Source organism: Vibrio sp. 10N.261.51.F12 (assembly GCF_041471725.1).
GTDB lineage: Bacteria > Pseudomonadota > Gammaproteobacteria > Enterobacterales > Vibrionaceae > Vibrio.
Window position 1 is genome coordinate 18,131 of the sequence record NZ_JBFROV010000017.1, and the last position, 12,811, is coordinate 30,941.

General features: G+C 42.4%; 9 protein-coding genes. 2 read left to right on the top strand and 7 right to left on the bottom strand.

The window, feature by feature from the left end; translation table 11 throughout:
* Positions 1 to 306: 306 nt before the first annotated feature.
* From AB4405_RS12170 to AB4405_RS12195, 6 genes are all read right to left on the bottom strand, one after another.
* Complete coding sequence (locus tag AB4405_RS12170) at positions 307 to 1,521, bottom strand: phosphoribosyltransferase family protein (protein WP_372061004.1); 1,215 nt, start codon at positions 1,519 to 1,521, stop codon at positions 307 to 309.
* Positions 1,522 to 2,225: 704 nt separating this feature from the next.
* Positions 2,226 to 3,002 (bottom strand): enoyl-CoA hydratase-related protein, encoded by a 777-nt coding sequence (locus AB4405_RS12175; RefSeq protein WP_372061005.1) that lies wholly within the window; start codon positions 3,000 to 3,002, stop codon positions 2,226 to 2,228.
* Between the two features lie 29 nt (positions 3,003 to 3,031).
* On the bottom strand, positions 3,032 to 4,609 hold the full coding sequence (locus tag AB4405_RS12180) for an AMP-binding protein (protein WP_372061006.1): 1,578 nt from the start codon (positions 4,607 to 4,609) through the stop codon (positions 3,032 to 3,034).
* 12 nt (positions 4,610 to 4,621) lie between these two features.
* A complete protein-coding gene (locus AB4405_RS12185; RefSeq protein ID WP_372061007.1) occupies positions 4,622 to 5,839 on the bottom strand; it encodes a CaiB/BaiF CoA transferase family protein in 1,218 nt (405 codons plus the stop codon).
* A 1,086-nt stretch (positions 5,840 to 6,925) separates the two neighbouring features.
* A complete protein-coding gene (locus AB4405_RS12190; protein WP_372061009.1) occupies positions 6,926 to 7,129 on the bottom strand; it encodes a pyrophosphatase in 204 nt (67 codons plus the stop codon).
* 815 nt (positions 7,130 to 7,944) lie between these two features.
* Positions 7,945 to 8,721, bottom strand: coding sequence for an alpha/beta fold hydrolase (locus tag AB4405_RS12195; RefSeq protein WP_372061011.1), 777 nt, complete (start codon positions 8,719 to 8,721; stop codon positions 7,945 to 7,947).
* A gap of 560 nt (positions 8,722 to 9,281) precedes the next feature.
* Here AB4405_RS12195 and AB4405_RS12200 point away from each other — a divergent pair.
* A complete protein-coding gene (locus AB4405_RS12200; protein ID WP_372061012.1) occupies positions 9,282 to 9,578 on the top strand; it encodes a hypothetical protein in 297 nt (98 codons plus the stop codon).
* Between the two features lie 412 nt (positions 9,579 to 9,990).
* Here AB4405_RS12200 and AB4405_RS12205 read toward each other — a convergent pair whose 3' ends face one another.
* Positions 9,991 to 10,872: a DnaJ C-terminal domain-containing protein gene (locus tag AB4405_RS12205; RefSeq protein WP_372061013.1), complete on the bottom strand. Its 882-nt coding sequence runs from the start codon at positions 10,870 to 10,872 to the stop codon at positions 9,991 to 9,993.
* A 619-nt stretch (positions 10,873 to 11,491) separates the two neighbouring features.
* Here AB4405_RS12205 and glgC point away from each other — a divergent pair.
* Positions 11,492 to 12,805, top strand: coding sequence for a glucose-1-phosphate adenylyltransferase (gene glgC / locus AB4405_RS12210; RefSeq protein WP_102468070.1), 1,314 nt, complete (start codon positions 11,492 to 11,494; stop codon positions 12,803 to 12,805).
* Positions 12,806 to 12,811 lie beyond the last annotated feature (6 nt).

A 12,811-nucleotide genomic window follows, 5' to 3' on the forward strand; every position in this document is an offset into this window, starting at 1 on the left:
GTGTCAAAACGTTGCTGAAATAGACGAATTAAACAAAATCAGACGACTCTAATTCCTTCGGTATGTGTCCTTTTCGTTTTATCCTATCCCAAGTTTGGTTCTGTTTCGAGACAGCATTGGCGTCAGTATGATTCATTTATTGAGTGGAGCTGCTCTCGGCCTCATATGTTTGCGCTTCACCAAGGATTTATGGCTTTCAAAAACAAATAAACGACACACTCTTGATAAGAATGTGTCGTTATTCACTGGCTAGTCCATCAATGAGCCCATGTTACGTCGACATGTTGCGTCAATATGGCGCCTCAGTTAGCCTTTAAGCTCAGATAGCTGATCAGAGAACCAAATCTTACGCTGAAAGCGCGGGTTCTTAGAGGACATATCGATCTTATATGGGTTTTCTTCTTCTAAGCGCTGTGGGATCGCTAAGATCTTGCTAAGCTCCTGCGCCAAATACTTCTCAATCTTCAGTACCACCATTTTCTTACGTAAACGGCCTTGTTCATCACGGTTAAGAATGGTTGGCATGGTATTCAGCGTTAGAATTTCACCCAATGCAGGGTGAGACATGCGCTCACGCCCTTCAGTACTGGCGTAGAAGTGTGAAACCGTAAACACCATATTCTCAGGTTTAAGCTGCTGTAGGAACTGACACGATTTCACCACCGTTGAACCCGTACGTACCATGTCGTCAAACAGTACGATGCTCGATTTTTCCAGCCCCTCGAAAGTATCTTCACTTTCTTTATGCAGTGTGATTTCCACTTTGCGCTCAGCAGTACGCTCTTTATCCAACATGATAAATTTAGCTTTACTCAAACCAATTCTGTTGTACATCTCTTTAACAAAGTCGCGCGCCCCTTTGTCTGGTGCACAAAGTACCAAGCCTTCACCGTCTGGACCATAGTTCAACATGTTAGAGTTAAGTAGATAATGGGCGTAAATCTGATAAGGAATGAGGTTATAGAAACGGCCGCCAAACACATCGCCAAACATCTTCTGCACCGAATCAGAGTGGTTATGTACCGTGACCACATCATCAACGCCAGACAGCTTTAGTAACTGCGCATACAGTTGCGCGGTAAACGGCTGACCATCAAACTTCTTAATGTCCGAAACGGAACGCTCACCACCTGTATCGCCAAGCTCAGGGCGTGCACCACGATCTTGAGCAGAGAAGAACAGATCAGGCTCCACCAACACCACACGACTGGCACCATTTTCTTTGGCAGCACGGGCAATAATAAAGTTATGCATCGCCAACTCTTGACGACTGGTAACCAGGTTGCCGGTGCTAACGATCACGACAGTCTTACCTTCCAAACTGTTGCCGATATTGTCTGTGTCGTCTTCATCGGAAATAAAGCGCGGGCAAAATTCGGTGTTCATGAAGTGCTTCATACTGATGACATCTGAAATGTCTTCATGTTGTCCCATCGCATAGGCGACATCGATGGCAAATGGATTATCGGAAGAGTTACTAACAATCACTATATCGCTAGATAGTGTGTTTTGGCTGCTCATGGCATTCCTTATTAATTCGGAAAATGAGTGGGTTGTGATGGGGGTATTCTAGCGGTAAAGCGAGCAAAACGGCAGAGGGAATTCCAGGTTTGTGGTCAAGGCTTATGATATCGCGGCTAGGCTATCCCATTGAGAGAGTCTAATGATTTTCGGTGTGTCCTTTTCGTCTTCTCGAAGGCAGGCAAAATAAGTTCACTTATCAACTAAGCTAAGCGGTACTCACTTAAACAAGGTCTCACCGTTTTTGCTCTGGCGCTTAGTTGTGCCCCTTTCCTACTTAGAGTTCATATTTTTCACTAAACACATGAGCTAATATCAGTCAATAATCCGTAATGTGATTCGCTCCAGTAAGACTAGAGTCTGGGCAGTCCAAAACTATTAATTCAGTGTCCAAAACTACTGGTGCGAATTAAGAAAGTCTTGGTCACTTCATTCCTATAGGTAAAATAAAGGACCGAACGTTTCTACGTTCAGTCCTCTTTCTTCCCTCCAAATATATATTCATGTTCAAGCGGTAATGATTGCCCTAACAGCACCTACCTCAGAGATAGCCTTTTAATAGTAAAAACTAAACACAAATTAAGGCTATATCGACACTAGCTATAAACTATATAAAAAGAAGAGATTGTCTAACCACACTATTACTAAGCGCTTCAAAAGCTAACCTATATAATAGCATTTACACTGATACTTAATTAAATACATTAATACTTTTTGTAATTAGGTTTACGTTTCTCAGCAAATGCTGTCATACCTTCACGCTGGTCCTGTGAACCAAATAGGGCATGAAACAAACGGCGTTCTAACTTTAGACCCGGTTGTAACGGAGTTTCAGCTTGTTGGTTAACGGATTCTTTGCCAGCCAACACTGCCATTCTCGGGTTATTGCAAATCAATGTCGCAAGTGCTATTGCTTCTTCGATGTGCTTCCCTTCTTCCACAATTTTGGTTATGACTCCCATATGTTCTGCTTCTTGTGCATCAAACACTTTACCGGTCAGGATATATTCCATCGCTTTAGCCTTACCTATTGCACGCGTAAGACGAGCAGGGCCTCCCGCCCCAGGAATGACACCTAATGTAACTTCAGGTAAGCTGAATTTAGCTGTAGGGTCTGCAACAACCATGTCACACATTAGCGAAATTTCAGTTCCGCCACCAAAAGCCACGCCATGAACAGCTGCAATAACAGGTTTGCGTAGTTGCGCCACTTGGTCAATTTCAGAGGCTAAGTCTGAAGTAAATGCACTCTCAAAGTCTTGTGATGCGATCCATTTTAAATCAGCACCTGCACAAAATGCTTTATCGCCCCCAGTCAAAACCATACACCCAATTTCACTATTGTTATCAAAAGCTTTAAGTGCATTAACTATGTCTATTGTCACTTGATAATTTAGAGCGTTGAACGCTTCAGGTCTATTAATAGCGACTAGTCCAACTTGGCCAATTTGTTCTGTTGTAACGTATTTATATTGAGACATTTAGTACTCCGAATTTTTTAGGTTAGTTTTCATAAATTAGATAATGGTATTAATCGTTCTCGTAGCTTCTTCTTCGATATTCGATCTAAAGTAGATCGAGGAAAATGGTCGATTATGTGTATTGCTACGGGAACTTTAAAATCGGCAATTTTCTCTTTGCAATATTGAGTAATTAAAGCATTCACCTCATTAGGCTCATGCTGTTTTCCCGCTTTATTAAGCGATATAAAAGCAACCGGTACTTCACCCAGCATGTCGTGTTGTTGGCCTATAACCGCGCACTCCATAATTAAACCGGTCTCACTTATCGCGGTTTCAATTTCTAGTGCCGCCACATTTTCACTGCCAATTCGTAACATGTCGGTCGTGCGAGATACGTAAAACATCCAGCCTGCGTCATCGATATGGATGCGGTCTCCTGTATCTAACGCACCACGCTCATTAAACAACGACAGCGTTTGTTTCGGGTGGCGGTAATATTCTTTAAAGAGCGTGACGCCTCTTTCACCATAGATATATAGTTGCCCCTCTTCCCCTGGTCTTGCTAGGCCACCATCATCCTTACGAACCTCAACTCCGTAAAATGGTGATGGTCGACCAATATTGCCGGGAGGCCCAGGATGGTCTGGATCCGAAACGATACAAGCGGACATCGTCTCCGTCATACCCCACAACGCCATGGTTTTGGTGCCAAATTCTTGTTCAATCTCAGGCAAGCGCTCTAAACCAACCATAAAACGAACTTGATGCTCAGGTACTGGTCGTCCAGACAGAGCCTTGAACGCAAACGGAATCATCGACACCCAAGTAATGTTGTGATTAACGCAAGCTTCCCAAAATCGCGAGGCAGAGAATTTTGGTTGTATAACGACGGTGCCACCAGTCCAAAGAGTACTCAGCAAGGTAATCTGTGCATTTGCATGAAACAAAGGTAAGTACAGCAAAGTAATATCGCCTTGATTCAAGCGCATATTGAATGCCATAGACTTTCCTCCCCACATCGCATTTGCGTTTGTCCATAATGTGGGCTTTGGGCGCGATGTCGTACCTGACGTAAATTGCACTGCAAAATCACGTTGATGATCAGCAGGTAATACAGTGAGTAAAGAATCACTATAAATAGAAGCAAAGTGCTCAGCATTACTTGGTAATGCTTCAGCACCCGCCACTATGAGTTGGGTACCACTTTTACACGCCTTCGAGACAACGCTATGTAAAGAAGGCTGAGTAATAGCGACAACAGGTTGCATCACTTCACAGAAGTGTTTCATGTTGTCGCTCGTTGACCGAGTGTTGGTGGTAACAGGAATTGCGCCAATATAAGCACACCCAAACCAAGCAATAAGAAACTCAGGGCTATTATCAAGGTGGATCAGTACAAAATCACCGTCTTGAATGCCTCGTTCAACTAATCCTGAAGCAAAGCGCTTAGCGTCATCAGCAAGTTGTTGGTACGTCCAAGAACATGGTTCTCCTTCAAACGGAGCCCAGACAATGAAATCCTTATCCGGTTGACGTTCCACCCATTGGTCAAGTAACCAAACAACACTCATATTCTGAAATTGATTGCCTTTAGATACTTGTTCTATGTTAGATAAATTAGCCAATATCGAGTTCTCTTATTTTCTTGGTAAACCAATAACACCTGATTCTGAAAGTGCTGCGATTTGTTCTTTACTGTAACCAAGAGACTCAAGTTCAGGAATAGTATGCTCGCCAACACCTGGAGGCGTTCTCGGTTTAACCTTACTTACACCATCTGCTTGAATATGAATTGGGCTATCAATCGTTCGCATCCCATCAGTACCTTCAACATCAGGAAAACAACCATTAGCGATCATATGCTCATCATGAATACATTCTTGCGTTGTCTGTACTGCACTGTAGTTAACGCCGAACTTGCTTAATCGCTCTTTCACTTCTGCGAGATTATGCTTACCAACAATCCCGTCCATTTCAGCAAACAACGCTTGATGATTCTGGCTAATTAACTTCGGAGTAGAAAAACGCTCATCGTGTTTAAGTTCGTCGGCATTAAATGCTGAGAACAGGTTGCCTATATTGTTCGGGTTTAACTCAACAATGATGATGTAACGGTTATCTAAGGTTTTATATACCCCACCAGTGACTGGGTTTGGCCACTCTTCACGCTCAAACTTAGGGAAAGCAGAGGTCCCTGCAAGAGCAGCTTGTAATAAGCTTGAATTGGCCCACAAGCCCGCCCCCATCAAAGATGTGGACACCATTGAGCCTTTCCCTGTACGTTCACGGTGGAATAGACCCGTCATCACAGCACTAAATAATGTTGTAGCAGTATTAAGGTCACCAAAACCGATAGGTAAAGGAACTGGACCACCCGTATTAGGGCGAAATTCATCCATAGCACCGGTTCGCGCATACCAAGCCGTCATATCAAACCCTGGAGCGTCAGTGTCTGCCCCCTCTAAACCAAAACCATTTACCCATGCATAAACGGCGTTGGGGTTAATAGCCTTGATATCTTCATAAGTATGTCTAAGTTTTTCTTGTACTTTACGAGGAGAATTAGTGAGAACAACATCCGCCGTAGCAATCAACTTATGAAGAGCATCTTGTGCTTCTGATTTTTTCAGATCTAAAGCAACAGATTTTTTACTGCGATTTTGGATATAAGTTGTCCAAGGAATATTACTTTTAGGCATGCCCGGAGTCAGGTGTCCGTTGCGCCATGGGTCTCCTTCTAGTGGATCAATTTTGATCACTTCAGCGCCATGATCGGCAAGCATTACTGTTGCTGAAGGAGCTGCTGCCATTGAAGCTATTTCGATTACTCGAATGCCATCTAAAATTCCTGCCATGTGTTACCGCCTTAATTATATAGAGTAGATGAAGAAGTTATTTTTCGTATATCTAGCAAAGCAAACTTAGTTACAAAATAAGGGCTCTGAGGAAATACGCTTGAGCACAAAATTAACGTAATAATTTAAACTTACCCAATCGTTTAGAGAGGACTAAATCCTACAATGCTTCCTGCCGACTTTTAGCATTACTAGATTTATATTCCACATTCCACGTTAAAATTTATTAATGGGTAAAATTAGCGAGACTGGTTACTTCAGTAAATATAACAAGAAAAATAAGTGACGATGTAATTGGCGACAACCAAGAATAACAGCAGCCTCACAGCTAGATCTTGTCACAAAAAACCACCCTGCAACAAGGTTGAATTCATCACTCCTGACACTGACCAATTAAAAATAAAGTAAACATCAAAAACCACTAAAAGATGAGAATAAATAGGCTCGTCTATTATCATTGTATAAAGTAAAAACCAATTACCTTATAATCAATGACTTATATTAATAAACTTCAATAATTAAAAGCAACCCATTGAAAAGTAATGGATAATTATCGATACATCTTATTGAATACAAACTTAGAAGAAAGTATCACAATATATCTAGCATAGTGGAATTGGAGACATTAGGTGCGCAATGAGATATATCACGGGCTGCCCAGAAAGAATTAATGGTATTGTTTGTAGGGATTTTATTTTTCTAATCAAGGTGCTACAGCAAAATCTCTCGGCTTCACATCATTCAAAGAAATGGACGACCTATTTGAAGCACAGTTAACTAATGTTTTAGAATGATTATCAAGGCTTGGTATTCTCGACTCTAGCTCAGGTGATGATGTTGGTGTTCACTCCTTAGTCAGAAGTTACTTTTCATTATATTGGCTAATTCATAACTTTCCAGACTAGCAATATCACTGACTCATTTATGTCCAGGAACGTTTTTAAAATTGATCAAACTCGATTGTCCTCCGACAACAATGGCTAGATATAGAGCGAGCATAGGGTCAGATAGAGTTTAAAAATAGGTAGTGGTTAGGGGGGAATTGGTGATCTTAATTACACATCCCTGTGTAACGTATTCTGAATGTCAGCTGGCTCTAAAGCGCTTCATAAATTGACTAAAGCGTGGAATCAGGTTTTGTACAGTCGGCGCATCGGGAATCTCATTTACAAAAGTCATAAAGCGCTGTGCTTTACTTTTATCACCTTGAGCAGTCCCTGCTAGTATTGCTTGAGCTAAAATTACATGCTCAGCGGTAACGTCCTTATTCGAAAATTCGTGAATCAACATAGAAAATCCTAATAAGTATAAATACGGATGTAATAATACAATATATTGATGTTTATATCGATAGTTTATGGCATTCATCTATGTCAGATTTGTGTGAAAGCAAGACAGTGATGTGCACCATCAATACTGGACAGTGAGCTTAGTGACTTTCCATACTTATGCTAATTCGTGATTTACTAATACTTGGTTCTCCGAAACTCATTTCTGTCCACAAACGTGCCTGTTCGTTTTCATCAGCGCAAAATAAATTCCGGCATGTGACTGCCTCCACAAATAAAAACTAACCGTCATCCCCTTGAAAAAGGGGATCTTCGTCAGCGCGTTATGAACTTATTCGGGTGTCATTCATTTATATTTAAGTGAGTCACACGCGTTGAGAGGGCCTCGTCTGCACTAGGATGACGGCCTAATTGGGATAGCTTACAGAGCGATTAACTAAGAGGTCATGGTCTAAAAAATGAGATGCAGCCTAAACTGCGAATGGCATTTATAAATGCATACAGCCGAGCGGGAGATAGGTAGCGCCGTATTAGACTAGAACCTAAAAATAGGTACTCAAACGCTACTTATTTCACGCTAACCAAACAGTAGTGCTTTTATCAAAAATATCGCCCAGATTTGCAAGGCAATGTATTCCAGTTTTATCAATAACTCCATGTCGTACTCCCTCTTCCTTGGGGTCCGTCAGTTATATCAATTTCATCGAGAAATAACAGTGAATTATCTTCAACTCACTCCAACGTCATGCAATTTTTTCACGTTGACTGTATTGCAGTAAAGCCCCCTTCGAAGCAAGAGTTCTACCAAACAACCCACTACGATGCGTCAAATGTTCCTGTCGCGATAAAACTCAAAATCAGCCGGGTCACATACGGATCACGCCTGAGTTTGTCATGCTTAATATTGACCTCAGCGAAATCTTTCATCCCTTCTAATTTGGTCGATTCTACTGAGACCAAGCCATCGTTTGTGTTGTTAAACATCCCGCTAAACACCGGATAACTCCGCGTGCCAGCAATGACACCAAAGTCATAATTAGGGGTGGGAAGCGTATTTGGGAAACTGTCTGAATCCGTCGTTAAAGATGTGGCTGTGCCACCTAGCAATGAAAGGATACCGTTGTTTTCAAAGAAATCCGCCACATCGCTACCATGGTTGGGTGTACCTAAAAATACCACTTCCCCCATCTCTTTAGAGGCGACAAAATCGGGGTGATTAGCGAGATAAGACCGTATCATTAAACCGCCCAATGAATGGCCAACAAAATGCGTTTTGGATTGATTGGTGTGAACAAAATCAGCGTGCTCAAATTGGGTGATGCAATCTGAAATGGCCGTTGAGCTTTCCTGCAACGTTGTTGTAATGGGTTGACGAATTGTGGGGTAATCGACAACACATACTTGATAGCCTTGCTCAGAGACAAGTTTAGACATCGTTTGCATCGACCAAGCACTACGAGCTAATCCATGCACGATGATCACTTGCTGGCTCTGATGGTTAGATAACTCACTTTTTGTTGGCTCTACGTCTGGTTTACTGCACCCAAACAAGGTCAATGCGGCGCTTATCGCGACAACGACTTTCCACTTCATACTACCCCTCCAATTCAACAACAGCATATCAAACTGGTAGAACCACGACTAGATAAACTAGCTGCGATCTTGATACCAAAATGACACAAAATGCCAAACTGAGTAAAAGTGTTTGTCTGTTGATTATTGTTCCATTAAATTCAATGAGTTACCTGTAAAACTTATGCGGGTAAGCCATATTGTGTTTGCTGTGCTCTCATCAATCAATAACAGAGGTTATCGTCATGTATCCACTAATTATTTAGCAACAACACCATCTCTTTATCTAAGCAAAAATTGTACACACATAAAATATAAGCCGTTAGTTACCCATCCATTGATAACCACTCACTCCATACAAGATTTAAGCACAAGACAAATAACTTCCCTCTACCACCACAATCATTCACACATTCAATGTGCATTGAGTTTACATAAGGTTAAAACCACTACCTTTGGCCAAAGTGCACTCTATTAATTCTATTTTTCGTTGCCTAGTGAGTATGAAACCGTTAAGAGCATACGCTGAATAAACGCGCGCAAAACCGACTGAATTAATCGAGATAACTACTGTGATATCCATGACAAAACCCAAATGGCGAACGCTAATCCTGTGTAGTGTCATCACTCAAATAACCGCGATGACCGCACTTGAAAGTAAAGTGAATGAGTTAGATTCTGACAACGATGGGGATGGTGATGCACTCGATGTGTACCCGTGGGAAAGCGACCGATATGCACTCCCTATCCATACTCTACCAACCATTATCGAAGCTGAAGATTATGATCGTGAAGGTCAAAACGTCGCGTTTTTTGACACCTCGGAAGAGAATCTTAGGCGGTCAAAATTACCGATACGCAATCAATCGCCCTATTGACGTTTGGGAAGAGCGTCCTGTAGACGGAGTTTATAACGACAATGATGAGAATGGGATAAGCGACGGGTTAGATAACGGCGTTATTCATAAAGGACAGGGGCTGACATCAGCTTGGTCTTGATGGCGTTAATTGACCACAACAAAATGCGACTCTCGCATCAACACGTGAAAAGAAGTGGCTGCGCAAGCACTTCTTTTGCGACAAGCCCAAACAGCAACCCTATTATTAGCGCTTTAAATACCATGACCATTGCTGCCTCCTTTTAGCTCATCGATTAAATGACAATCTTTAAGCATAGCGCTAGTTCACGGTAAACGCCGAGCTGCGTAGATAAAAAAGCAGCCGCACAAGGCGGCTGTTTTCAGCAATAAATGAACAACGATTTGAAATTCAAATTCTTATTGAATTTTACTACTGCATTGTTTCTTTAAGCTGCTCTAACAATGAGCGCTGTTGATCGCTAAGACCTGTCGGGATCTTTATTTGAATTCGAATCAATAAGTCGCCCGTATCACCTTTACGACTTGTCACACCTTTGCCCGTCATTTTGAATTTACGACCGTGCTGAGTGCCGGCTGGAATTCTCAGTTTAAAGCGACTATCCAGGACATTGACTTCAATTTCTCCACCCAAGGCCGCTGTAATCATATCCACTGGTGAATTGCAGATTAGGTCATTGCCCTCACGTTCTAGGAAAGCATGTGGTCGTGTGGCAATAATAAGCAATAGATCACCAGCAGGTGCTCCGTGAGAGCCCGCTCCACCTTTCCCTGAAAAACGAATTTTTTCACCGTCTTTGATACCAGCTGGGATCTTAACGTTGATTTTTTTATGTTCACCATTAATCGGTAAATCTACTACTTTATCGGCACCTTGAACGGCATCAACAAAGTCAACGGTAAGAGTGAATTCATTATCTTGTCCACGTCTAGGGCGGGGTTGACGCCCGCGGCCTTGTGAAAACATATCTTCAAACCCACCGAAACCGCCGCCGCCAAAGCCACCACGTTGTCCGAAGATGTCTTCAAACCCGCCGTGATGTCCGCCGCGACCACCCTGACCGCCATTTTCAAAGGCCGCATGACCAAACTGATCGTATTGGCGACGCTTATCTTTGTCAGTCAGAATTTCGTACGCTTCTTTTACTTCTTTAAAGCTCGCCTCTGCCGTCGCATCGCCTGGGTTTTTATCGGGATGATATTTCATCGCAAGCCGCTTATAAGCTTTTTTTATTTCTTGTTCTGACGCACCTTTTGAGACACCTAGCACGCTGTAATAATCTTTTTTAGACATGCTAAAACCTCATTACTCATCGACATAAACGCAAATGGGCGTGCTCATTATTTCTGACGCCCTGAATACCGACAAGTTTATGTATTATTACGGATAACTCAACTATTTATTCGTGCGAAACTGGGGTTTATTCATGTTACCGAAGCCAGACCTAGCCAGCGTTCCGCCTATTTTTGCTAAGCCATCTCTTTCCATTCATTTTTGTATAACAATTACTCACCCTAGAGTCAGTTGCTCAACCATCATCCAATCACACAAAAATTCGAGTTATTTGTGAGCGGTCAAACGTCACTATGTAATGAAAACGTAATGCTATCGATATACGGTTCACATTGATAGAAACACAATTGTAACTGGGCCAACCGGTTTTGGAACAAAATTACACAATTTAGTCTAAAGCGTACTTTTATAATTGTGATCTATCGCTAAAATCGTACGGTTGGTAAGGTCTTTTACAAATATGACATGGATCGCATAACACTTCTCTGTTCTTATAGAAGGGTTATTTTTTGACGTTTTTGGGTGCACACATTTAAACAAGACTTTCTCACCTAGAAGAAAGCGCGTTTTTATTCTCCCCCCTCACGTCTTTGTGCTTGTAAGTAAATGGAGTAATACAATGCCAAAGGGAAACCAATATTCACATATTTCGAGCAATGCTCGACTACGTAACACAACGGCTATGATCCTCGCAGGAGGAAAAGGAACTCGGCTTAAAGAACTCACGTCTACGGTAGCAAAACCAGCGGTTTCGTTTGGTGGCAAGTTCAAAATCATTGATTTCGCACTGTCCAACTGTATCAACTCTGGTATTCGTAAAGTGGGTGTTTTGACGCAATATATGGCGCAAGACCTCATTACCCATATTCAGACGGGGTGGCAGTCCACCTATTCAGCGCTGAATGAAGGTGTTCACATTATTCCTGCACAACAGCGAGTAGGTGAAGACTGGTATCGTGGTACAGCGGATGCGATCTACCAAAATTTAGATCTAATGAAGCGTTATGACCAGACAGAACGAATTCTGATTCTAGGTGGCGATCACATCTATAAAATGGACTATTCTCGCATGGTGAACTTCCATGTAGAAAGCGGCGCCGATGTCACGGTAGCCTGTATCCAAAAACCAATTGAACAAGCATCTGAGTTTGGTGTGATGGGCCTCAATGAAGAGGGTGACATCATCAACTTTGTTGAAAAACCAACAAACCCAACGTGTATGCCAAACGAACCAGACAAAGCACTGATTTCAATGGGCATCTATATTTTCAACCTAGATGTACTGGATAATGAACTAAAACAAGCGCTTAATGATCCAAACTACAAGCATGATTTTGGTCACAATATTATTCCAAGCCTGATTGGACGCAGTAAGCTGAAAGGCTACGTTTTTACTGAAAATGGACACCCTGGTGCCAACGGATACTGGCGCGATGTTGGCCAAGTTGAAGAGTACTATGCCGCGACGATGGATCTGCTTGCACCAACGCCTCAGCTGGATCTCTACGATAAGAGCTGGCCAATCATGACATCTCAAGTACAGCGACCGGGCGTGAAGTTCTTGTTCAATGAATCTGACCGTCGTGGATTCGCTGTGGATTCAGTACTAACTGCTGGCGCCATCATTTCAGGCGCTGAGGTGACACATAGCCTTATCTCTTCAGACGTACGCGTCGAAGACCGTTCAGAAGTGACTGACTGTATTCTCTTACCAAGTGCCACGGTAGGAATGGACTGTAAGTTACGTAAAGTTATTGTGTGCGAAGGCTGCCAAATCCCAGATGGAATGACGATTGGTTTTGACGTTGAACACGATAAGGCGCGCTTTACTGTCACAGAAGAAGGGATTGTATTGGTCACCAATGAGATGATTGACAAGCTCGTTGAACAGGTTGTCATACCTGTAGCAGGCAAGGAAAAAACCTCTGCGTAATCGTTC